A 22,556-nucleotide genomic window follows, 5' to 3' on the forward strand; every position below is an offset into this window, starting at 1 on the left:
CGGATCACCGCGCCATGAAGCAGACGGTGTCCTATGAGCAGATGTCGACCTTCCTGGAATCCGTGGCGCGGCCGGGGCTCATCACCGTCACCGAAGAAGGCCGCAGCACCCAGGGCCGCAAACTCTACCTGGTGCATCTGAACCGGGGCGGCGCCAAAGCTCAGTCTGGGGCCCGCTTCAAGGTCTTCTACTATGCCCAGCAGCATGGCGATGAAGTGGCGGGCAAGGACGCGCAGCTGACCCTCATCCGCGACATCGCCGAGCATCCGGAACAGCTGCCCGAGGACGTGGACCTCTACCTCATGCCGATGGTCAACCCCGATGGCGCGGAGGCCCACCAGCGTTTCAACGGCGTGGGCGCCGACCTCAACCGCGACCACCTGCTGCTGGCCCAGCCTGAAACGCAGACGCTGCACCGCGTGGCCCGCCGCATCCGTCCCCATCTGGCGGTGGACAGCCATGAGTTCGGCCGCGATGGGGAGGACTACACCAAACACGGCTGGGAGGCCTGGCCCGTCATCACCATGGATGCCTGCAACCACCCGCTCATCCCCGACTACCTGAAGGTCGCTGCCCTGGAGGCCGTCGGTACCGCTGCGCCCCTGCAGCAGAAGGCCGGCCACGCCTACCGCCGCTACAGCGTAGGGGGGCCGCCGCCGGATGAGGAGATCCGCCCCTCCACCTCTGAAGTGGATGATGGCCGCAATGGCATGGGCACCCTGGGCGCGCTCTCCTTCATCATCGAATCCGGCGTGCGCCACCGCTCCGCCGACCCCCAGGCGGACCTGGGCGAGCGGGTGGACGGCTACCGCATCCTCTACCGGCACCTGCTGGGGGACCGCGCCTGGCGCCAGCGCATCCAGCGCCTGGCCGAGCGCGCCCGTCGTGAGCCGCTGCCACCCTTCATCGCCACGAACACCTTCTGGGCGAACCTGGGAGGCAAGGTCAGCGCCGTGAAAGTGCGCGAGGTGGCCACGGGGAAAACCATTGAAGTGCCCACCGCCAATGCCATGACGGATCTGGTGGTAAAGGGCAGCGTGCCCACGCCCCGGGCCTATGTCATCGATGCTGCCGCCGCGGCCCGCTTCGTGCCGGTGCTGCAGGCCCAGGGCCTCGGTTTTGAGACCCTCGCAGCGCCTCGGCGAGCGCGGGTCGAACGGGTGAAGCTGCTCCGCCTCGAAGAACCCTACGATGAGCTGTACCAACGCTACAAGGATCGCCAGATCGTGGCACGGGAACCCCAGGCCGAGGTGGACCTGCCCGCGGGAACCCTCATCGTGTCCCTCGACCAGGATCTGGCCCGCCGGGCCATCCAGGTGCTGGAACCCTGCCTGCTCTACGGCCTCTATGGCTACCCTGGTTTCCGCGAGTTGGCCCGCCCTGGCGCCGACCTGCCCGTGTCCCGCCTCTTCTGAACGCGCACCGGGCCCCGCGGTCCGGCAGGAGTCCCCATGATGTTCCTGATCAAGAATGCCGATGTGTACAGCCCCGAACCCGGCGGCCGCTGCGACCTGCTGATCGGCGGCGGCAAGATCCTCCGCATGGAGCCCGACATCCGCATCTCCCGCAAGTACTGCGAGGTGGTCGATGCCCGCAATCTGCGCGCCGTGCCTGGCTTCATCGATGGCCACGTCCACATCATGGGCGGTGGAGGCGAGGGCGGCTTCGCCACGCGCACTCCGGACCTGCCCCTGACCGATGCCATCACCGGCGGCGTCACCACCGTGGTGGGCTGCCTGGGTACCGATGGCTATACCCGCACCATGGCCGGGTTGCTGGCCAAGGCCAAGGGCCTCGATGAAGAGGGCATCAGCACCTACGTGTATTCGGGCTCCTACGGCGTGCCCCTGCGCACCCTCATGCCCAGCCTCGAAGAGGATCTGCTCTTCATCGACAAGGTCATCGGCGCGGGCGAAGTGGCCCTGTCCGACCACCGCTCCAGCCAACCCACCTTCGAGGCCTTCGCCCAGGTGGTGGCCACGGCGCGGCGCGGCGGCATGCTGTCCGGCAAGGCCGGCATCGTGAACGTGCACCTGGGCGACGGCCCGCGGGGCCTGGAGTTCCTCCGTCGCATCATCAACGAAACTGAACTTTCTCCCCAGCAGATGCTCCCCACCCACATCAACCGCAACCCTCAGCTGTTCGAGGAAGGCATCGCCTACGCCAAGGGCGGCGGCTTCGTGGATTTCACCACCTCGACCCTGGCTTCATACCTGGATGACGGCGAAATCCCCTGCGCCCGGGCCCTGCGCCTCATGCTGGAGGCGGGCGTGGATCCAGGCCAGATCACCTTCACCTCCGATGGCCAGGGCAGCCTCCCCGACTGGGACCGCCATGGCCGCCTGCAAGGCATCTCCGTGGGCCGCGTGCTGTCGCTGTACCAGGCCGTGCGCCAGGCCGTGCTGCAAGAGGGCCTGCCCCTCGAAACCGCGCTGCGCGTCATCACCTCGAACCCGGCCCGCATCCTCAAGCTGAAGGGCAAGGGTCGCCTGGAGCCGGGCATGGACGCCGACATCGTGCTGCTGGATCCGAAGGATCTGGAAGTGCGCACGGTCATGGCCAAGGGCCGCCTCCTGATGAAATCCGGCAAACTGCTGGCGAAGGGATTGTTCCAGTGAATGCTCGCGAACGCGCCTACCAGGCCGCCCGGCAGGGCAAGGTCCCCACTCCACCACCACCGCCGCCACCGACATCCTCCAGCCTGAAGATGCCCCACACCCTGGTCATCGTGGCGGCCCTCATCCTGCTGGTGCTCATCCTTTCCTGGCTGGTGCCCTCCGGGGAATTCCAGCGCATGGAAAAGCTGCTGCCCGATGGCAGCCGCCTGAAGGTGCCCGTGGATGGCACCTACCATCAGCTGACCAAGACCTACCTGGGCCTGCAGACCCTCTTCCTGTCGCCCATCAAGGGGTTCCTGGACGGCGCGGGCCTCATCTCCTTCCTCCTCATCATCGGCGGCAGCTTCGGCATCTTCCAGGAGACCGGCGCGGTGGAGCAGGGCATCAAGCGGCTCACGGTGCATGTGCGCCGCCACCCCTGGCTGGAGACGCTGTTCATTCCGGTGCTCATGGCCGTGTTCTCCCTGGCTGGCGCCGTGTTCGGCATGGCCGAGGAGCTCATCCCGCTCGTCATGATCTTCATCGCCCTGTCCCGGGCCCTGGGCTACGACTCCATCGTGGGCACGGCCATCCCCTTCCTGGGCGCCGCCGCGGGATTTGCCTGCGCCTTCTTCAACCCCTTCACCGTGGGCGTGGCCCAGGGCATCGCCGGAGTTCCGATCTACTCGGGCCTGGCCTACCGCGTGTGCGCCTGGGTGGTCGCCACGGGCGTGGTCATCGCCTACGTGATGATCTATGCCGCGAAAATCAAAAAGAACCCCGAGCTGAGCCCCGTGCGCGACATCGACCTGGCCCGGGAAAGCCAGGCCAGCGGTGCGGGCGATTCCTGGAACGCCAAGCACATCCTGGCCCTCCTCACCTTCCTGGGTGCCCTCATCCTGCTGGTCTACGGCGTGCTGAAGCACCACTGGTATCTGGAACCCATCGCAGCTCTTTTCCTGGGCATGGGCATCCTCATCGGCCTCATCAGCCGCATGGCCCCCAGCACCATCGCCAAGCACTTCGTGGCTGGCGCCAAGGACATGGTGGGCGTGGTGTTCATCGTGGCCTGCGCCCGGGCCCTGCTGGTCATCGCCAACGATGCACGCATCATGGACACGCTGCTGCTGTGCGGATCGTCGGCCATCAAGGTGCTGCCCAAGGCCATGACCGCCCAGGTGATGTTCCTGCTGCAGTGCGGCATCAACTTCTTCATCCACTCGGGCACCTCCCAGGCCGCGCTCACCATGCCCGTGCTGGCGCCGCTCTCGGACCTGGTGGGCATCACGCGCCAGACCTGCGTCTACAGCTTCGCGCTGTCGGAACTCATCAACCCCATCCTGCCCACCAGCGCCGTCACCATGGGCGTACTGGGCGCGGCCAAGATCCCCTGGGAGCGGTGGGCGAAGTGGTTCCTGCCCCTCATGCTCATCCTCGTGGTGCTGGCCTTCCTGCTGCTGGTGCCGCCCACGCTGTTCTTCCATTGGGGCCCGGTGTGATGGGGGGCGGAAGGCTACGCACGGCCCTCCTCCTCGGCTTGACGGTGTTTGCATCTGCCCAGGAACCCGCAGCCGATTTCATCCGCGTCACCCGAACCGAGGCGCTGCCTGCCCCCCTGGCCGCCGCCCTGGAAGACCTCGATACCAAGCGCATCTCCAGCCACCTGGCCTTCCTCACGGATCCCCGCCAGCAGGGCCGTGGCCTGGGCACCCGCGGCCTGGACACCACCGCCCGCTACCTGGCGGACCACCTGAAGCAGGCCGGGATTCCCGCCCTGAGTCCCTCCTACGTTCAGGCCGTGCCCCTGCGTGAGGTTCGGCCTCGCCAAGGGCACGTGAACCTGCGCACCGCGCAGGGGGTCATCCGCTTCCTGGCCGGACGGAACGCCGTGCTGCCCAGCGTCGCGCCGGGCGCCCTCTCCGGACCAGCGGTGTTCGTGGGCCATGGCATTCAGGAACCGGCCCTGAATCACGACGATTTCCGCGGCGTGGACGTGCGTGGCAAGGTGGTGGTCTTCCTCGATGGCCTGCCCTCGGGCGAGGCCTGGCGGAAGCCGGAGCTCCAGGAGAAATACGCCTCCCCCCGCCCCGCGGATCGCTACGACACGCGACTGGCCCTGCTGGAAAAGCTGGGGGCCAAGGCCGCCATCGCGGTGGAAGAGGGCCTCGCCCAGCGCATCACCGAGGGCAAGGAAAAGGCCCTGCCCTACTTCCTGGCCGCCCCCCGCGTTCCCGGTTCCGGCGAGCCGCCCCTGGCCCGCGTGGCCCCCACCGAACCCCTGCGGGCCTGGATGGCCTCTGGAGGCGCAGCCGCTGCCGAGTTGTCGATTCGTGGTGAAGTGCACCCCCTGCAAAGCCGCAATGTCCTCGGGATGCTGAAGGGCTCCGATCCGGCCCTGGCCCAGGAGGCCGTCCTCATCGGCGCCCACATGGACCATCTGGGGCTGCCCAACGGCGTGCTGCACCCAGGCGCCGATGACAACGCCTCCGGGGTGTCGGCCCTGCTGGAGATCCTGCGCACCCTCGCCGCCAGTCCGGAGCGCCCGCGCCGGACGATCCTCATCGCCTTCTGGACCGGCGAGGAGGAGGGCAAGTTCGGCTCGGGCCACTACACGCGCCATCCCCGCTGGCCCCTGGCGAAAACCCGGGCCTACCTCAACCTCGACATGATCGGCCACCCCTGGCTGCCCGCAGATCTGAACACTCTGCTCACCGACTCGGGCATGAAGGATCCGAAGGCATTCCTCGAAGGCCTCGATCCCGCCACCTTCGCTGAGCCAGGCCTTGCCGCAGACAGCCGGGAGCTCGGGCCCATCCTCGCCCAGGCCGGCCGCGGCACGGGCATGTCCCTGCACCTGGACTGGACCGATGGCCGCAACGGCGGCAGCGACTACCGCGACTTCGCGCGGCTGAAGGTGCCCTTCGTGCGCTTCTTCGGCAGCTACTTCCCCGAGTATCACCAGCCTGGCGACACCGCCGATAAGCTCGACCCCAACCAGGTGAAGCGCATGGCCCGCCTGGTGCTCGCCACCGCCTGGCTGCTGGCAGAGCGCTGAAAGGATTGCGTGCTTAGCCACGGATGAACACGGATGAACGCAGATAAAGACAGCATCTGTGTTCATCCGTGTTCATCTGTGGCCCGTTCCTCCGGCCTGCCCTACCTGAGCTCCACCTCGGCGTACCAGCCCTTGCTCACGATCTTGGTGCCGTAGGGCGCGGAGAGCTTTTGCATCAGGGCGATGATCTCGGCCCCGCGCTTGGTGCTGGCCAGGCGGGGCACGCCGAAGAGGGGGCCCTCATCGTCGATGGTGATGGGCAGCAGCTGGATGCGCTTGAGCTTGCCCTGGTTCATCACCATGCGCACCATCACCGTTTCCATGACCTCGCGGGAATCGCGGCGATCCCACACCGATTCATTGAGCCGCTTCGGCATCTCGATGTCGCGCTGGTTCAGCAGGTCGGCGTGGATCTTGTCCGGCGTGCGGTACTGGTAGATGAAATCGCCCAGGCTGTAGAAGATGGGCCGGCCCTTGTAGATCTCGATGCCCCGCAGCACATGGGGGCCGGTGCCGATCACCATGTCTGCCCCGGCCTCGATGGCCCGGCGGTACATGATCTCCTCGTTGGGCGGCGTGGTGTCCTGGATGCCGTAGGCGCGGTGGTGGGTCACGTCGTGGTTGTGCAGGGACACCAGCAGCAGGTCTGTCTTGCGGCGCGCCAGGAGGATGTCCTCCTCCATGGTGGCCACATCGGATTCCAGCGGGCCCTCCACCTTCTCCACCTTGCCGTCCCGCATGGCCAGGACCACCGCGGGGTCGATGGTGGCCAGGGAGGGCGCATCGGGATTCTTGCTGCGGTATTTGGCCGTCCAGTAGCGCATGTAGGAGAGCAGGCCGACCGTGCTCTTGTGACCTGCCAGCTCCGTCTTCCCCAGAGCGTGGGCTTCGGCCAGCGTCGTGCCCGCACCGGCGTGGGTGATGTTGGCGTGATCCAGGGCCTCCAGGCATTCCTTGAGCCCCTCGGGGCCGAAATCCATGGCGTGGTTGTTGGCCTGGCTCACCAGGGTGATGCCGGTGCGGGCCAACTCCCACCGGAAAGCCCTGGGCGCGCGGAAATTGTAGAAGGGCCGCTGCAGCTCGGGCCGGTCGTTGAGGGAGAACTCCATGTTGCCGTAGGCCACATCCGCCTCCTGCATGAGGCGGAAGAGGCCTGCCCGCTCGGGCTCCTGCAGCTGGGTGATGGGCTGGTTGAAGATCATGTCGCCCACGGCGGTGAGGGTGAGATCGCCCGGCTCCTCCTTGAGCAGCTCCGCGATGCGGCCCGCCCAGTCGATGCGCTCGGCGGGCTCGACCGGATGAACCCGCCGCTGGTACACGGAGCGGGGATCATCCTTCAGGAGGTCCGGGGCTGCCTGGGCCTGCGCAGGGAGCGCCACCAAGGCCGCGGCGAGTGAAAGGAGGAAGGGTTGCATCCGGCGCGTGCGAAAGTTCCCAGCCATGGGCGGCTCCTCAGATTGCAGAATCGGGCATGCACAATTTTGTTTCATTTTTGGCAATCAGGCAAAGATTTTCGAGCATGCCTCCTGGGTCGCACGGCGTTCTATGCTGGTGGAATGACGACGCGGCCCGACTACTGGAACCAGATCTACGAAGATGAAGGCCGCCCCGGCTGGGACATGAACAAGGCCACGCCCCTGGTGCGGGAACTGCTCGACCTGGCCCATCCCCTGGGCCTGCGCGCTGGCAGCGAGCTGGCGGTGCCGGGCTGTGGCTACGGACATGACGCCGCCGAACTGGCCGACCTGGACTTCACGGTGACCGGCCTGGATTTCGCGCCCCTGGCCATCGAGGGCGCCGTGGCTCGGCATGGAAACAAGGTGGCCTGGGCCCAGGTGGACTGGTTCACCACTGAGTTGGGCCCCTGGGACGCCCTCTTCGACCACACCTGCTTCGTGGCCATGGATCCGCCGCGCCGCGCTGAGTACGTGGCGGCCTGCGCCGACCATCTGCGCCCCGGCGGTCTCTGGCTGGCCGTGCTCTTCCACGACACCAAGGGCCAGGCGGGCCCGCCCCACGCCATCTCCATGACCGAGATGCGCGCCTTGGCCGAGGCCCGCTTCGACGTCCTGCACCTGGGCGCCGCCACCCAGAGTCACCCCCGCCGGGCAGGCCGGGAATTCCTGCTGGTGGCCCGCAAGCGCTGAGCGAAGCCGCCTCAGTCCTCCAGTTGAATGGCGGCCAAGGCCTCCATCACCCGATCCGCGCAGGCCTGGTAGCGCTCCCGCCCTGTCAGATCCGCAGGCAGGTCGGAGAAATCCACGGCGGGGCCAGCCACCACGGTGATGCGCCCGGGCCGAGGCCACTTGGCCTTGCGAGGCCAGCATTCGTGGGCGCCGAAGAGGCGCAGGGGCACCACCGGCACCTCGCCCTTGGCGATGAGGAATCCAATGCCGGCCTCGGCGGGCTGCAGGGTGCCATCGGGCGAGCGGGTGCCCTCGGGAAAGATGAGCACGCGGTTCCCCTCCTTCAGCAGCCTCAGGATGCGCTTCATGCTGCTCAGGTCGCCCTTGCCCAGATCCACGGGGAACACCTGGATGCGCGGCAGCAGCCACCCCAGGAAACCCTTGAAGAGGGATTTGCGGGCCAGGTAGTGGATGGGGTTGCGGAAGCTCGCGCCCACCATGGAGGGATCCAGGTAGCTCACATGGTTGGCCACCAGAAGCGCGCCCCCACTTTCCGGAAGGAGCTCGGGATGGACGACGCGATGCCGGAAGAACGTGAGGCCGACGATGCGCATGAGGGTGTGGGCGAAGCGGTAGATCATGGGGGCAGCCAAGAAGAAGGGCAGGTCAGGAATCCAGTCTAGGGCCTGATCTCAAAACATTTACCGGCGACAAACGGACAATGCTCTGATGCGCAGGGGCGGATCGCCTAGAATGGCCTGAATCCCCTGGAGTCAACCATGCGCGTGAAGGCCCTGCTTTCGCTATTCGTCTCGTCCGCCCTGAGCCTGTGCGCCCAGGACGTGGTGCGCCTGGGCAACCTCAAGTTCGCCCACTACGGCGCCGTGTCCTACATGAAGGAACTGGCCCCGAAATACAGGCTGAAGATCGAAGAACGCATGTTCGCCAAGGGCATCGACATCAACCCGGCCATTGTGGCCGGCGAGATCGATGCCAGCGCCGCAGCCCTGGACGCGGCCATCGCGGGCCGAGCGGCGGGCGTGCCCATCGTCGTGGTGGCGGGCTTCGCCCGGGGCGGCGCGCGCCTGGTGGTGCGTCCCGATGCGGGCATCCGAGCCTTGAAGGATCTCAAGGGCAAGAAAGTGGGTGTGGCCCGGGGCGGGGCCCAGGAACTGCTGCTGCTGGCCGAGCTGGCCAAGGCCGGTCTCAGCTGGTCAGACAAGCCCGGCAAGGATGTGCTGGTGCTCTACCTCCCCTTTGCCGACCTGAACCAGGCCCTCATGGCCAAGAACATCGACGCCATGTGCCAGAGCGAGCCCTACAGCTCACAGGCCATCAACAAGAAGTTCGGCGTGGAGCTGCTGAAGCCCTACGACACGCCCATCGGCGAACCCATCCGCGCCCTGGTCATCACCGAGAAGCTCTACAAGGAGCGTCGCGATGTGGCCCAGCGCTTCCTGAACTGTTTTGTGGAAGCCACCAAGAAATTCATCGACGAGCCCAAGACCGCGGAGAAATTCGTCCGCGAAGTGATGTTCAAGAACCAGATCAGCGCCGAGGACTACCAGGACGCCATCGGCAACTCGCCCTTCAGCTACGACATCACCCTGCAGCACGTGCAGATCACCACGGATCTCATGGCCAAGTACGGCGTGGGCAAGATGGCCAATCCGCCCAAGGCCGGCGACTGGGTGAAGCTGGACCTCCTCACCGAGGCCAAGAAGCAGCTGAAGGTGAAGTAGTGAAGGCATTCAAGCACGCGGCCTCCGGCATCCTCGTCCCGCTGGCGGCCCTGGCCCTCTGGCAGCTGCTTTCCAGCAAGGGCTGGGTGAACGCCACCATCCTGCCCTCGCCCTGGCAGGTGCTGGTGAAGTGGTGGGCCTACCTGAAGCCCCTGGAGGCCTTCGATCCCGCCCAGGGCTCGTACCTGAAATGGTGCCTGAGCGGCGAGCTCATCCAGGACGCCGCCGGCAGCCTCTACCGCGTGTTGCTGGGCTTCGCCATCGGCGGCGGCCTGGCCCTGCCCCTGGGCCTCGCCATGGGCTACAGCCGGTTGGCCTACGGCCTCTTCAACCCGCTCATCCAGGTGCTGCGCCCCATTCCCCCCATCGCCTACATCCCCCTCTCGATCCTCTGGTTCGGCCTGGGCAACCCACCCGCCATTTTTCTCATCAGCATCGGCGCCTTCTTCCCGGTGCTCATGAACACGGTGACGGGCGTGCAGACCGTAGACAGCATCTACCTGCGCGTGGGCCGCAACCTGGGCGCCTCGCGGTGGACGCAGTTCACCCGCATCATCCTGCCCGCCGCCACGCCCTACATCTTCACGGGCGCGCGCATCGGGATGGGCACGGCCTTCATTGTGGTGATCGTCTCCGAGATGATCGCCGTGAACAACGGCCTGGGCTACCGCATCCTCGAAGCCCGCGAGTACCTGTGGTCGGACAAGATCATCGCCGGCATGTTCACCATCGGCCTGCTGGGCCTGGGCATCGACACGCTCATGAGCCGCCTCAGCTCGCGCCTGCTGACTTGGCACCGGGGACTGGAGCAGTCATGAGCCACATCTCCATGCAAGGCGTGCACAAGGTCTTCCAGAGCGGCGGCCAGGACGTGCAGGCCCTCCAGGCCATCGACCTGGACATCCCCCAGGGTCAGTTCGTCTGCCTCCTGGGCCCCTCGGGCTGCGGCAAATCCACCCTGCTAAACGCCGTGGCGGGCTTCAGCCTGCCCTCTGCCGGTGTCATCACCGTGGAGGGACGGACCATCTCAGAACCGGGCCCGGACCGCGGCATGGTGTTCCAGGAATACGCACTCTTCCCCTGGATGACGGTGGAGCAGAACATCGCTTTCGGCCTGCAGATCAAGAAGATGGCCAAGCCCGTCATCCAGACGAAGGTGGACGAACTGCTGGGGCTCCTCCATCTCCGGGATTTCCGCAAGCGCTACCCCAAGGATCTCAGCGGCGGCATGCGCCAGCGCGTGGCCATCGCCCGGGTGCTGGCCATCGATTCCCCCATCATGCTCATGGACGAGCCCTTCGGCGCCCTCGACGCCCTCACGCGCCGTACGCTGCAAGACGAACTGCTGCGCCTGTGGGTGGAGCTGAAGAAGACCATTCTCTTCGTCACCCACAGCATCGAGGAGGCCCTCTACCTGGCGGATCGCACCATCGTCATGACCTACCGGCCCGGCACCATCAAACGCGACCTGGCCATCGACCTGCCCCGTCCCCGCGATGTGGCCAGCCCCGCCTTCAACGCGCTGAAGAAGGAGCTGAGCCAACTGCTCATGGAGGAGCAGGACCGGCACACCCAGGCTGAGTTCCGGGGCGCGGCGGTGGATTAGCGGCCTTCCGAATGGTCCTAGGGCTCCACGGCCGGCTGATACAGCTCCACCTTGCGGCCCTCGGGATCACGGATCCAGGCGAAGCCGCCGTACTCGGACTCCTCCCGCTTCTCAATGGCGACACCATTGGCTTCCAGCGCCCGGCAGAAGGCCTCCAGATCGGCCACGCGCCAGTTCACCACGCACTCGGGGCGGCCTTCGCCCAAGGGAGCCTTGGCCTTCATGAGGGAGAAAATCGTGGAGGCCTTGGTTCCATCGGGATCGGTATGGGGAAACTCCAGGCCGTAGCAAGCCCCGGGTTCCCATTCCATGAAGGAGAGCCCGAAGTGCTTGGCGTACCAATCCGCCAGGGCCTTTGGATTCTCGGCATAGAGGAACACACCGCCGATGCCTATCACAGATTGGTTCATGAGATCACCTTCGGAGGCAGGGGCAGGTCCACGCCGCCCCGGCCCCGCGTGGCCAGGGCCACGGCCAGGGTCCAGAGCGGAGCCAGGTTGAGGTAAGGAATCCATTCCGTGAGGAAGGAGGGCAGAAAGGCCCAGTGGAAGCCCAGCAGGGCCCAGAGGACCACCATGGTGAGGAGGTCCAGTCCCACATCCAGGAACCAGCCCAGGGGGCCCGCCGCCGCGGCCGGAATCTGGATGGCATCCACGGCCAAGGCGATGGCCCAGGCCACGCGGATGCGCGTGAGGCTGAGGGGGGGCTTGGCGCCAGGCTCGGGAGGCATGCGGGCAGTCTAGCGGATCACCGACCACCTGGCGCCATCTGAAAGAACATGAAAGAACTAGAAGGTGTCTGCGCGTCAGCGCCCCTGTTTCAGGGCCAGCCAGTTCAGCGCTTCCAGAGGAGTCATGCGGCTGAGATCGAGGGCGTCCAGTTCCTCCCGCAGCGGGTCGGGTTCCGTTTCGAACATCGGAAGGGCGGGCTGGCTGGGCATGGGCGCGCGGGGCGGCGCTTCGGGGGCCTGGGCCAGCAGCCGCTGGGCCTTCTGGATGACGGTCTTGGGCAGCCCCGCCAGCCGTGCCACCTGGATGCCGTAGCTGCGATCGGCGGGACCTGGCGCCACGCGGTGGAGGAAGTGGAGCTGTTCCTCCCACTCCTGCACCTCCACATGGAGGTTCTGGATGCGGCTGTCGTCGGCCAGCTTGGTCATCTCGAAATAGTGCGTGGCAAAGAGCGTGCGCGGGGCGCCGCCCTTCAAATCACGCAAAAACAGGGCGATGGCCTCGGCCAGAGCGAGGCCATCCCGCGTGGAGGTGCCGCGGCCGATCTCATCCAGGATCACCAGGCTGGCCGCCGTGGTCTGGTTGAGGATGCGCGCCGTCTCCGTCATCTCCACCATGAAGGTGGACTGGCCCTTGGCCAGCTGATCCGAGGCGCCGATGCGCGTGAAGATGCGGTCCACCAGCCCGAAGCGCATGAGCTCGGCGGGAACAAAGGAGCCCGTCTGCGCCAGCACCACCAGCAGGGCCGCCGTGCGCAGAAAGGTGGATTTGCCACCCATGTTCGGGCCCGTCACCACGGCCATGGGCTGCACGGCCGAGAACTGCAGGTCATTGGGAATGCACTCGCGGCCCATCCGAGCTTCCAGCATCGGGTGGCGGGCCGTAGCCAGCACCAACTCGCGTTCCTCGCCCAGCTCCGGCCGGGTCCAACCCGACAGCCGCGCCCGTTCCGCCAGAGCCGCCAGCACATCCAGCGCGGCCACGGCCCGCGCCAGCTGCGTGAGGTCGGCGCGGTGCTCCAGCACCAGTGCCAGCAGCCGCTGCAGCTGCACGGCCTCCAGCTTCACCTGGTCGCTCTCGGCGCTCAGCAGTTTCTGCTCGAAGGCCACCAGCTTCTCGGTGGTGAAGCGCTCGGCGTTGGCCAGGGTCTGTTTGCGAAGGAAATGCGCAGGCACGGCGCCGAGGTTGGCCTTGGTGATCTCGAAGTAGTAGCCGAACACCCGGTTGTATTTGATCTTCAGGCTGTTGATGCCCGAGGCGGCGCGTTCCTCCTCCTCCAGTTCCAGCATCACCTGCTTGGCGTCGCGGGCCAGGCGGCGCACGGCGTCGAGTTCCCCATCCACGCCCTCGCGGATGACGCCGCCCTTCTCCAGATCCAGCGGCGGCGCCTCGGCCAGGCAGCGCTGCAGCTCCACCAGCAACGGCGTACAGAGCGGCGTGGCCTCAGGCCACAGGCCCAGCTCCGCCACCTCAGGAGCCCAACCTTCATCCTGGATTTTCGCAGGCAGTTTCTGGAGGACAGCCAAGCCCTCACGGAGCTGCGCCAGTTCGGGCGGCGTGGCGAGACCAAGGGCCACGCGACCCAGCAGACGATCCAAATCGGGCACCTGCGCCAGCAGCGTCTGGATGGGACCGCGGCGGCGATCCTCCGTGAGCCAGGCCACCTGCGACCAGCGCCGCTCCAGCGCAGGCCGATCCCGCAGCGGCTGCTCCAGCCAAGCCTTCAGCAACCGGGTGCCGAGGCGGGTGCGGCACTGATCCAGCAGGGCCAGCAAAGATCCAGCGCGTCCCCCGTCCAGGCCATTGGTCAGGACTTCCAGGTGCCTGGCGCTGGTGGCATCCACGAGGGGACCGGCGGCCCCGAGCTCGAGCGACACGCCCTGCAGGTGCGCGGGGCGCCCCTTCTGGGTGGTTTCCACATGATCGAGCAGCGCGGCCAGGGCGCCCAGGGCCGCGGGGTAGGGATCGAGGCCCACGCCTTCCAGATGCTGCCAGCCGAAGAAGGCCAGCACCTGTTGCTTGGCGCGAGAGGCCTCGAAGCGCCAGGCGGGCAGGCGTGTGCGAGCGGCCTCCAGATCGGCCATGTCTTCAGCGCCCTCGGCCAGAATCAGCTCCTGGGGATTCAGGCGGTCCAGCGTGGCCCGCAGCGCATCCGGTCCCTCGCCCGGCAGCACGCGCAGGGCGCCCGAGGCCAGCTGCAGCAGGGCCAGGCCCCAGGTGCTTCCGACACGATGCAGGGCGCAAAGCCAGCGGGCATCGTCATCCAGCCAGGTGCCCGGCGTGATGATGCGCTTGATGGCGCGAGGCAGCAGGCCCTTCACCTCCTCGGGCTTGGCCGTGGGCTCGGCGATGGCCGCGGAAAAGCCCGCCGCCAGCAGCTTGGGCAGGTAGGATTCCAGAGCGAAATGCGGCACGCCGCACATGGGCGTTTCCGATTCGCTGCCCTTGCCCCGCAGGGTCAGCGCGATCTCCAACACCGGCGCCGCCCGCACCGCATCCTCGCCCAGGATCTCGTAGAAATCGCCCATGCGCGTCAGCAGCACGGCGTCGCCCGCCTCGCGTTTGAGGGCGGCGATCTGCTGCAGCATGGGCGTGGACATGGGTTCCCCGGGTATTGAAACTGCGAATTAAGCGGAGGTTTGCGGAGGGGCAGAGGAGAGCGGAGGAACTCGCGCGTTTAGAATTCGCTTGATACCACCCTCTTTGAGAGGCCATCGCCAGAAATTCAGGAGGAAGCCCAGCCTCTTGGCGGAAAAACGAAGGTAGGTGAGGAGTTGGGCTTCATGGGCATCCGTGAGCCGCTCCACGGTCTTCAGTTCCAGGACAATATGATCTTCCACCAGAAGGTCCAGGCGGTAGGCCGCAGGGATCTGGATTCCTTCGTAGATGATGTCGAGCGAAACCTGGCGCTGAACGCGCAATCCCGCCTTCTCTAATTCGAAGGCCAGACAGGCTTCATAGGCACTTTCAAGAAGGCCTGGACCCATGCGCGTTGGACCTTGATCGCGCATCCGAGGATCACCTCCGTGAGTCCTTCCAGTTCCAGTCCTCCGCTTTCCTCCGCCACTCCGCTCTTCTCCGCTTCCAGATTTCATTTCGCAGGGTGCTCCAGAGATCCATGAGCTTCTGATCTTCCCACACTCAGCCCAGGGGCACGGAGAGCTCGATGAGGTTCTCGTCGGGGTCGTAGCAGTAGATGGACCGGATGGGCCCGGTGGCGCCGGTGCGGGTGATGGGGCCCGTGATGATCGCCACACCATGATTGGCCAGCCGCGCCATCCAGGCTTCCAGCGGGCCCTCCGCGAGGAAGCAGAGGTCGGCGCTGCCGGGCGTCGCATGGCGGACGTTGGCATCCACGGGACGCTCCAGCAGGTGCAGGTTCAGCTTCTGGGCCCCGAAGCGCAGGGCGTGGCGGCCTTCTCCGAAGGACTCATGGACCATGCCGAGGCAGCCCTCGTAGAAGGCCCGGGTGTGATCCAGGTCGCGGATGGTGAGCACCGGGTGGTCTAGGCCGAGTACGCGCATGGGGAAAGGATAGGATGGGGCCATGGAACGGGTGGGCTGCATCCTCATCGGCGCGGGCGTGGTGGGCCTGGCCCTGGCCCGGCGCCTGGCCCAGACGGGCCGGGAGGTGCTGGTGCTCGAGGCCGCCGAGCGCATCGGCACGGGCGTGAGCTCCCGCAACAGCGAGGTGATCCACGCTGGCATCTACTACCCCGCGGGCTCCTGGAAGGCCAAGCTCTGCGTGGCGGGCAACCGCGCCCTCTACGCCTACTGCGCGGCGAAGGGCATCGCGCACCGCCGCTGCGGCAAGCTCATCGTGGCCACCACCCAGGCGGAAGTCGCCACCCTGCGGAATCTCCAGGCCCGGGCTACGGCCAACGGCACCGTGCCGCTGCAATGGCTGAGCCAGGCCGAGGCCCAGGCCCTGGAGCCTCAGCTGCGCTGCACCGCCGCCCTGCTTTCCCCCAGCACCGGCATCGTGGACAGTCACGGCCTCATGCGCGCCCTGGCCCTGGATGCGGAAGCCGCTGGAGCCCAGATTGTGTGCCACAGCCCCGTGCTGGGCGGGCGGTCCACCCCTGAGGGCTTGCTGCTTCAAGTGGGCGGCCCCGAGCCCATGGAGCTGCTGGCGGAGCAGGTCATCAACAGCGCGGGCCTGGGCGCCATCGACCTGGCCTGGGCCGTGGCGGGCGCGCGGCCTGAATCCCTGCCGCCCAAGCCCAAGCTATGGGCCCGGGGCAACTACTTCGCCCTGGCGGGCCCCGCGCCCTTTTCGCACCTGGTCTACCCCGTGCCCGTGCCCGGCGCCCTGGGCGTGCACCTGACGCTGGACCTGGCGGGCCAAGCCCGCTTCGGACCCGACCTGGAGTGGATCGACCACCTGGACTACGACGTGAACCCCGCCCGGTCCGAAGGCTTCTACGCCGAGGTGCGGCGCTACTGGCCAGGCCTTCCCGAGGGCGCCCTCCAGCCCGCCTACACGGGCATCCGCCCCAAGCTGCACGGGCCGGGAGAAGCTTCGCCCGACTTCCTCATCCAGGGCGAGGCCCAACACGGCGTGCCAGGGCTCCTGAACCTGCTGGGCATCGAATCGCCGGGGCTCACGGCGGCCCTGGCCCTGGCCGAGGCCGTGGCCACAGCCCCTTCCCGTTAGGCCTGACCCCCTAGGAAATCCGGAAGAGGCCGATTTCCTTCCACATCCTTTGTACCAGGTCCGACTGAGGCGTAGGGATGGCGAGCTCGTCGTAGTACTCGCCGCGATCCAGCAGATCCCCCAGCACGGCCAGCATCGCAGCGAGCAGGGGATGCGAGGCCGCGAGCCAGAGGGGCCCCAGGAACCCCAGCCCCAGGCGGAGGGCCGATAGCCCGGGGCGGAGGGGCGTGCCGATGCGGGCGAAGTGCTGCTTGCGATGCAGGTACAGCGCAGCTTTGAACGTGCCCATGATCGCCGCCAGCACAGGAATCCGCGCCAGCAGGCCCAGCAGGAAGAGGCCGTTGAACAGCGTGTGGGCGCTGTGAAGGTTCCAGGGCCCCACCCGGAGGGCCACGCCATAGAGCCGGTCGACGGTGAAGAGCGCCAGGAACCCCACCCCCGCCGCCACGGGCGCCAGCGCGGGTTGTCGGAACGCTGCAGCGGCGCCGAGCCCCAGGAAGAGCGACACAGCGGCCACTTCCCGCGAGAGCCAGCTGGTGCGCAGGTGCAGCAGCGCGCGCCAGGCGCGCTCGGGCCGCCCCAGGTGGGCGGTGCTCAGTCCCAGCACCGCTCCGCCCAACAGCAGGAAAGTCCAGCCATGAACAGCGGGTCCGCCAAGGCAGGACGCCCCCATCCAGGCCACGAGCACGCTGATGACCGTGGTGAACAGCAGCAGGGTCCACTCGCCCCGCAGCGTGATCTTCGTGTGGGGTACCACGAGCCAGCCCTGCAGGAAGGCCCGCATGGCGTCATCCGGAGGCCGGTGACCCAGTTCGGGTGGCTCGGCGTGGCGCAGCGGCGCGATGCGGATGCCGGGGGCCGTGGCCGAGGGCGGCAATCCGGGCATGTCCGTCAGGGGACGATCAGCCTCCAATGGAGAGATGCCAAGGGCCTCCATGGGGCAGCGGGCCACGCAGGCGGGCTCCAACCCCTGCGCCGTGCGCTCGGGGCACAGGGTGCACTTCTCGATGGTGCCCTGTGTCTGGTTGAACTTCGGAGCATCGTGGGGGCAGGCCCAGGTGCAGTAGCGGCAGCCCATGCAGCGATCCGCGTGAATGGTCACGACGCCGTTCTGCGGATCCTTGGTGTAGGCCTCGGCCGGGCAGTGTTCCAGACAGGCAGGCGCTTCGCAGTGATGGCACGCGAAGGACAGGTGGAAGATCGGCAGGTCTGGATGCCCGCAGGCATTGAAGGTGTGGACCGCACGCCAGGGCCGCGATTGGACGTCCCGATTCTCCATCCAGCAGGCCAGCACGCAGGCCTGGCAGCCCGTGCAGCGGTTGGGGTCGAAGGTGAACTGGGTGGCCATCAGGCGCGCTCCACGTCGACCAGGTTGTCGTGGAAGCCCGCGCCAAACCCCATGTCCGTTTCGCGCCCCAGGGAGAGCTGGTTCACGGAGCCGCCATCCTCACGCCCGAATCCGTTGAAGGCGACCACGGTGCCGGGCCTCAGGCTGAGGCTGATGCGCAGGGGCAGCTCCAGGCGGCCGCGGTCATTGAAGACCCGCACGCGATCCCCATCTTTCAACCCGCGGAGGTGGGCATCCTCGGGGCCCATCTCCAGGCTGGGCCCGGGCATCAGTTGGCGGATCACCTTCAGGGGCAGGAATTGGCTGTGGATGCCGCTCTTGGTGTTGGGCGTGAGGAGTTGCAGCGGGTAGCGCCCTCCCAGGAGTGGGGCTTCCGTGGGTGGGCCATACTCGGGCAGCGCAGCCACGCCCCAACGTGATGCCGCCTCAGCGCTGAGCAGCTCCACCTTGCCTGAAGGCGTGGTGAAGCGCAGGTCGGAGAAGGCCACGGCTTCAGCGCCGGGCGCCAGCAGGGGTCCCTCGCGCAGCTGGTCGAGGCTCAGGCCATGGGGGGCGAGCCGGGCCTCAAGCCAGGCTTCCACACCCGCGTCGCCGGGTTCGGGCAGGCAGGCCGCCAGCTGATCCAGCGTCATGCCCAGCCGCTGCCCAAGGGCCCGGTAGATGTCCGTTTCGGGCCGCACTTCGCCCGGCGGTTCCACCACCTTCTGCCGGATCTGCAGGTAGGCGTGCCAGTAGGCGCCGATGACATCGGTCTGCTCGAAGAGGCTCTTACTGGGCAGGATCAGGTGGGCTTCCCGGGCGGTGTCTGTGAACCGCTCGTCCACCACCACGAGGAACTCCAGGCTGCGCAAAGCGGCCAGCACCGAAGCCGTATCCGGGTTCTGGGTGGCGGGGTTGCCGCGCTCCACCCAGCCCACTTTGAGGGGTGGTTCCTGCTGGGCGGCCATGTCAGTTCCCAGGCGCGCGGTGCTGACGGACACGCGCACCACGCCGTCGGGCTGCTCGGGCGGATAGAAATCCAGCGGATCCTTCAGGTGACCGAAGATCTGCGTGGCGAGGTTGGCGTAGACCCAGCCTGCGCCGGGCTTGCCGAGGTTCCCTGTGAGGGGCAGCAGGGCCTGGATGGCCCGCATGGTCTGCCCGCTGTTGGTGTAGCGCTGCATGCCGAAACCCGCGCAGAGGCTCATGGGGGACACCTCGCCCATGAGATCGGCCAGGGCCAGCAGCTGCGCCTCGGGCACGCCGCACACCTGGGCGGTTCGCACGGGCGTCCAGGCTTTCACCAGCTCGGCGAAGGCCTCGTAACCCAGCACGTGGTCCCGGATGAACGCGGTGTCCACCTGCCCCGCCTCGATGAGCAGGTGCGCCAGCCCCAGGGCCAGGGCCCCGTCGGTGCCGGGCCGAGGCTGCACCAGCAGATGGGCCCGATCGGAGGTTGGCGTGCGGCGGGGATCGATCACCACCAGCTTGGCGCCCTGCTCCAGAGCCTGGTAAATGAAGCGCATCTGGTGCAGGTTGGTTTCCGCGGCGTTCTTGCCCCACATCACGATGAGCCGGGCCTGGGCGATGTCTTCCGGCGCGCTCTGCCGGTTGTCCCCGAAGGTGAGGCGCGTGGCCTCCAGCCCGGCGGGCCAGCAGAGATCGCCGTAGGTGGTGGTGCAGCCGCCGAACTGCCGCCAGAAGGCCAGGCCGCAGCTGTTCAGCAAGCCCTTCGTTCCGCTGGCGGCGTAGTAGAACAGGGACTGCGGTCCATGCACGCGCCGGGCTTCCAGCAGGTTCCGGGCGATGAGGTCGAGGGCCTCGTCCCAGCTCACCCGCTCGAAGGTTCCTGAAGCGGTGCGTCGCATGGGATGCAGGATCCGCTCGGGACTGTTGACCCGCTCCAGGTAGCTCAGGCCTTTGAGGCACGGCCCCTCGGCCGTGGCCAGGTTGCCCTCGTGGGGATCAATGGCCGTGATCTGGCCGTGTTCCACCGTCACCCGCATGGCGCAGGTGCTGTAGCAGTTCCGGGGACAGGCGGTGGTGTGGACGACCATGGCTTCTTCAGCATAGGGAGCGCGGCCCTGGCGCACCGGGGTCCCATCGGGCCTTGTGACCAAGATCCGCCGGACCGTCCCCCCGCCGAGGCAGCTACCCTGAGGCATGTCCGCGTCCGACCTGTCCCATGCCTCTGCACCGCCGCCGACGGATCCCGCCCCGGGAACGCCTCCTGAAATCGCGCTCTGCCTGGAACTGGGCCGAGCCTACCAGTCCTACGGCATTCCGGCCCACCGCTTCGAGGATGCCCTCACGCGCATCTCGGCGAAGCTGGGCCTGGAGGGTCAGTACTTCGCGCTGCCCACGGCCTTCTTCGCCTCCCTGGGCAAGGGCGATCACCACTGGACCTTCATCCAGCGCAGCCCGCCGGGAGAAACGAACCTCGAGAAGCTGGCGGACCTGCAAGAGACTTCGGACGCCCTCATCGAAGGCCGCCTGTCCACAGCCGACGCGCGGCAGCGCGTGCGCGACATCGTCGCGGCCCCGGATCGCTGGGGGCCCCTGGTCACGGTGCTCTGTTTCGGCCTGGGCTCGGCACCCTCCGCCACCTTCTTCGGCGGCGGCTGGCGCGAGATGCTGCTCACCTGCCTCATGGGCGCCATGGTGGGCCTGACGGCGGTGCTGCTGGGCCGCAAGGCGGGCCTGGCCCGGCTGGTCTATCCGGTGGCGGGCACGCTGGTAGGCTTTCTCGCCCTGGCGGCCGCGTACCGCTTCCCCCACGTGTCACCCCAGGTGCTGACCCTCGCGGGCCTCATCGTGCTGCTGCCGGGACTGCGTCTGGTCGTGTCCATGAACGAGCTCGCCACGGGCAACCTGGTGGCGGGCACGGCCCGGCTGGTGGACACGGCCATGACCTTCCTCTCTCTCGGTTTTGGCGTGGCGCTGGGCCAGCGCCTGGCCTCCTCCCTGCTGGACAGAGCCCTCCTGGGCGCGCCCGTGGTGCTGCCCGCCTGGACCATCCTGCCCACCCTGCTGCTGGCGGCGGTGGCCTTCGTGGTGATCTTCAAGGCGCGGCCCTCGGACCTGCCCTGGATCTTCGCCGCCTGCCTCCTCGGCTTCTACGGCACCCGCCACGGCGCCGCCTGGCTGGGGCCCCAGTTCGGCGTGGGCCTGGGCGCCTTCGCCCTGGGCCTGGGCAGCAACCTCTACACGCGCATCCAACATCGGCCCTCGGTGGTGACGCTGCTGCCAGGCCTCATGGTGCTGGTGCCCGGAGGCCTCGGCTTCAAGGGCCTGGAATTCATCATCCAGAAGCAGCTGGTGGTGGGTCTCGACACCGCCTTCCAGGCCGTCTTCGTGGCCATCGCGCTGCTGACAGGGCTGCTGCTGGCCCAGGTGGCCGTGCAGCCGAGAACCGCCCTGTAGATGAACGCCCACGCTTGATACCCTGCTTCTTTGGCGTCATCCCCCTTTGAATCCCAGATCTTTCGGAGCCTCCATGACCCGCCGCCTCCCCGCCGCCCTCGCCTTGCTTGCCGCGCCCGTCGTGATGGCCGCCCCGCAAGCCCCCGCGCCGTCCCCCCTTCCGGGCAAGCTCACCGTGGGCGATCCCGCTCCGGCTCTGAAGGCCTCGCGCTGGGTGAAGGGCACGCCCGTGGCCGGTTTCGAGAAGGGCCGAATCTACGTGGTGGAATTCTGGGCCACCTGGTGCGGGCCCTGCAGGCAGAGCATTCCCCACCTGACGGAGATGGCCAAGCAGTTCGAGGGCAAGGCCACGTTCATCGGCATGAGCGTCTGGGAGCGAGGAGAGGCCCCGGAGAAAGTCGAAGCCAACGTGGATGCCTTCGTGAAGGAGATGGGCGACAAGATGGCCTATCACGTGGCCCGCGATACCGGCGATGCCTTCATGGCCCAGGCCTGGATGCAGGCCGCCTCGCAGAAGGGCATTCCTGCGGCATTCATCGTGAACGGCGATGGGCAGATCGCCTGGATCGGCCACCCCATGGACGGCCTGGACAAGGTGTTGGCCAATGTCGTGGCGGAGAAGCATGATCTCGCCGCGGCCAAGGCCGACGCCGAGAAGGCCGCCGCGGCAGAGGCGCGCCGTTCCCAGGCCATCGCGGAGTTTGGCAAGCCCCTGCAGGCCGCACAGGTGGCCAAGGACTATCCCAAGCTGCTGAGCCTCGCCAAGGAAGCCGCAGCCAAATACCCCGATCAGGCGGAGCTCTTCGATCGCCCCCGCTTCACCGCATCGCTCCATGTGGATGAGGCTCAGGCCGCCGCCATGATCGAGGCCGAAAAGGCCAAGGCCGAACCGGACATGGGCATCTTCGGCTACCTCATCGCCAGCGAGCCCGGCCTCAGCAAGGACTGGTACGCCAAGGCCGTGACCATCCTGGAAGCCACCCTGAAGGAACCCGAGGCCAGCCCGGCCCTGCGGCCCTACCTCGCCAAGGCGCTGCACCTGGCAGGCCGCAGCAAGGAGGCGGCCGCCATCCAGGAAGCCTTCGTCAGCGAGGCCCGCGGCAAGGCGCCCGAAGCTCGACTCAAGCAGTTCGAAGCCGACCTGAAGACCTACCAGGACGCAGCCAAGGCGGAAGCAGAGACCGCGCCCGCCGCCAAGAAACCGGTCAAGAAGAAGCCCGCAACCAAGGGTTGATCCAACGCGACCATGAAATGACCCGGGAGGCTGCTCGCCTCCCGGGTCATTTCATGTCACC

20 protein-coding genes are annotated in these 22,556 nt (G+C 67.4%); 11 read left to right on the plus strand and 9 right to left on the minus strand.

Features of this window, described 5'->3' with window-relative positions; all coding sequences use genetic code 11:
* The first annotated feature begins 14 nt into the window (after nucleotides 1-14).
* The 4 genes from Q9293_RS14030 to Q9293_RS14045 are packed head-to-tail and all read left to right on the plus strand — an operon-like array spanning nucleotide 15 to nucleotide 5,652.
* A complete protein-coding gene (locus Q9293_RS14030) occupies nucleotides 15-1,415 on the plus strand; it encodes a M14 family zinc carboxypeptidase (RefSeq protein WP_306247562.1) in 1,401 nt (466 codons plus the stop codon).
* 36 nt (nucleotides 1,416-1,451) lie between these two features.
* Complete coding sequence (gene iadA / locus Q9293_RS14035; RefSeq protein WP_306247565.1) at nucleotides 1,452-2,618, plus strand: beta-aspartyl-peptidase; 1,167 nt, start codon at nucleotides 1,452-1,454, stop codon at nucleotides 2,616-2,618.
* On the plus strand, nucleotides 2,615-4,096 hold the full coding sequence (locus Q9293_RS14040) for a YfcC family protein (protein ID WP_306247567.1): 1,482 nt from the start codon (nucleotides 2,615-2,617) through the stop codon (nucleotides 4,094-4,096). The genes iadA and Q9293_RS14040 overlap by 4 nt, the downstream gene beginning before the upstream one ends.
* 44 nt (nucleotides 4,097-4,140) lie before the next feature.
* Complete coding sequence (locus Q9293_RS14045) at nucleotides 4,141-5,652, plus strand: M20/M25/M40 family metallo-hydrolase (RefSeq protein ID WP_306247570.1); 1,512 nt, start codon at nucleotides 4,141-4,143, stop codon at nucleotides 5,650-5,652.
* Nucleotides 5,653-5,753: 101 nt separating this feature from the next.
* Here Q9293_RS14045 and Q9293_RS14050 read toward each other — a convergent pair whose 3' ends face one another.
* Nucleotides 5,754-7,094, minus strand: a complete 1,341-nt coding sequence (locus Q9293_RS14050; protein WP_306247572.1) for a CapA family protein — start codon at nucleotides 7,092-7,094, stop codon at nucleotides 5,754-5,756.
* Nucleotides 7,095-7,208: 114 nt separating this feature from the next.
* Between Q9293_RS14050 and Q9293_RS14055 the strand changes: the two genes are divergently transcribed.
* Nucleotides 7,209-7,799: a methyltransferase domain-containing protein gene (locus Q9293_RS14055; RefSeq protein WP_306247574.1), complete on the plus strand. Its 591-nt coding sequence runs from the start codon at nucleotides 7,209-7,211 to the stop codon at nucleotides 7,797-7,799.
* Nucleotides 7,800-7,810: 11 nt separating this feature from the next.
* Here the strand turns inward: Q9293_RS14055 and Q9293_RS14060 are convergent, their stop codons facing one another.
* Nucleotides 7,811-8,419, minus strand: a complete 609-nt coding sequence (locus tag Q9293_RS14060; RefSeq protein ID WP_306247576.1) for a lysophospholipid acyltransferase family protein — start codon at nucleotides 8,417-8,419, stop codon at nucleotides 7,811-7,813.
* 138 nt (nucleotides 8,420-8,557) lie between these two features.
* Here Q9293_RS14060 and Q9293_RS14065 point away from each other — a divergent pair, with 138 nt between their 5' ends.
* The 3 genes from Q9293_RS14065 to Q9293_RS14075 are packed head-to-tail and all read left to right on the plus strand — an operon-like array spanning nucleotide 8,558 to nucleotide 11,126.
* Complete coding sequence (locus Q9293_RS14065) at nucleotides 8,558-9,520, plus strand: ABC transporter substrate-binding protein (protein ID WP_306247577.1); 963 nt, start codon at nucleotides 8,558-8,560, stop codon at nucleotides 9,518-9,520.
* Entirely contained in the window at nucleotides 9,520-10,338 is an 819-nt protein-coding gene (locus Q9293_RS14070) for an ABC transporter permease (protein WP_306247579.1), read from the plus strand. The genes Q9293_RS14065 and Q9293_RS14070 overlap by 1 nt, the downstream gene beginning before the upstream one ends.
* Nucleotides 10,335-11,126 carry an ABC transporter ATP-binding protein gene (locus Q9293_RS14075; protein WP_306247581.1) on the plus strand — a complete coding sequence of 264 codons (792 nt, stop codon included), beginning with the start codon at nucleotides 10,335-10,337 and terminating at the stop codon, nucleotides 11,124-11,126. The genes Q9293_RS14070 and Q9293_RS14075 overlap by 4 nt, the downstream gene beginning before the upstream one ends.
* A 17-nt stretch (nucleotides 11,127-11,143) precedes the next feature.
* On the opposite strand, the gene Q9293_RS14080 is transcribed toward Q9293_RS14075, so the two are convergent.
* The 5 genes from Q9293_RS14080 to Q9293_RS14100 form a co-directional block, all read right to left on the minus strand.
* The gene (locus Q9293_RS14080) at nucleotides 11,144-11,536 is read right to left on the minus strand and encodes a VOC family protein (protein ID WP_306247582.1); all 393 of its coding nucleotides are present in this window, start codon (nucleotides 11,534-11,536) and stop codon (nucleotides 11,144-11,146) included.
* Nucleotides 11,533-11,856 carry a hypothetical protein gene (locus tag Q9293_RS14085; RefSeq protein WP_306247584.1) on the minus strand — a complete coding sequence of 108 codons (324 nt, stop codon included), beginning with the start codon at nucleotides 11,854-11,856 and terminating at the stop codon, nucleotides 11,533-11,535. Before Q9293_RS14085 ends, Q9293_RS14080 begins: the two co-directional genes overlap by 4 nt.
* A gap of 75 nt (nucleotides 11,857-11,931) precedes the next feature.
* Complete coding sequence (gene mutS, locus Q9293_RS14090) at nucleotides 11,932-14,454, minus strand: DNA mismatch repair protein MutS (RefSeq protein ID WP_306247586.1); 2,523 nt, start codon at nucleotides 14,452-14,454, stop codon at nucleotides 11,932-11,934.
* Nucleotides 14,455-14,481: 27 nt separating this feature from the next.
* Nucleotides 14,482-15,114 (minus strand): GxxExxY protein, encoded by a 633-nt coding sequence (locus tag Q9293_RS14095; RefSeq protein ID WP_306247588.1) that lies wholly within the window; start codon nucleotides 15,112-15,114, stop codon nucleotides 14,482-14,484.
* Nucleotides 14,996-15,403 carry a VOC family protein gene (locus Q9293_RS14100; protein WP_306247590.1) on the minus strand — a complete coding sequence of 136 codons (408 nt, stop codon included), beginning with the start codon at nucleotides 15,401-15,403 and terminating at the stop codon, nucleotides 14,996-14,998. Before Q9293_RS14100 ends, Q9293_RS14095 begins: the two co-directional genes overlap by 119 nt.
* Between Q9293_RS14100 and Q9293_RS14105 the strand changes: the two genes are divergently transcribed.
* Entirely contained in the window at nucleotides 15,402-16,511 is a 1,110-nt protein-coding gene (locus tag Q9293_RS14105) for an NAD(P)/FAD-dependent oxidoreductase (protein ID WP_306247593.1), read from the plus strand. The two genes, Q9293_RS14100 and Q9293_RS14105, sit on opposite strands and share 2 nt — an antisense overlap.
* Before the next feature lie 10 nt (nucleotides 16,512-16,521).
* On the opposite strand, the gene Q9293_RS14110 is transcribed toward Q9293_RS14105, so the two are convergent.
* Both Q9293_RS14110 and Q9293_RS14115 read right to left on the minus strand, forming a co-directional pair.
* Nucleotides 16,522-17,859: a DmsC/YnfH family molybdoenzyme membrane anchor subunit gene (locus tag Q9293_RS14110; RefSeq protein ID WP_306247595.1), complete on the minus strand. Its 1,338-nt coding sequence runs from the start codon at nucleotides 17,857-17,859 to the stop codon at nucleotides 16,522-16,524.
* Entirely contained in the window at nucleotides 17,859-19,895 is a 2,037-nt protein-coding gene (locus tag Q9293_RS14115) for a molybdopterin-dependent oxidoreductase (protein ID WP_306247597.1), read from the minus strand. Before Q9293_RS14115 ends, Q9293_RS14110 begins: the two co-directional genes overlap by 1 nt.
* Nucleotides 19,896-20,001: 106 nt before the next feature.
* On the opposite strand from Q9293_RS14115, the gene Q9293_RS14120 reads away from it, so the two are divergent.
* A complete protein-coding gene (locus Q9293_RS14120) occupies nucleotides 20,002-21,261 on the plus strand; it encodes a threonine/serine exporter ThrE family protein (RefSeq protein WP_306247599.1) in 1,260 nt (419 codons plus the stop codon).
* A gap of 73 nt (nucleotides 21,262-21,334) precedes the next feature.
* On the plus strand, nucleotides 21,335-22,495 hold the full coding sequence (locus Q9293_RS14125) for a TlpA disulfide reductase family protein (RefSeq protein ID WP_306247601.1): 1,161 nt from the start codon (nucleotides 21,335-21,337) through the stop codon (nucleotides 22,493-22,495).
* Nucleotides 22,496-22,556 lie beyond the last annotated feature (61 nt).

This window comes from Geothrix sp. PMB-07 (assembly GCF_030758935.1).
Taxonomy (GTDB): Bacteria; Acidobacteriota; Holophagae; order Holophagales; family Holophagaceae; genus Geothrix.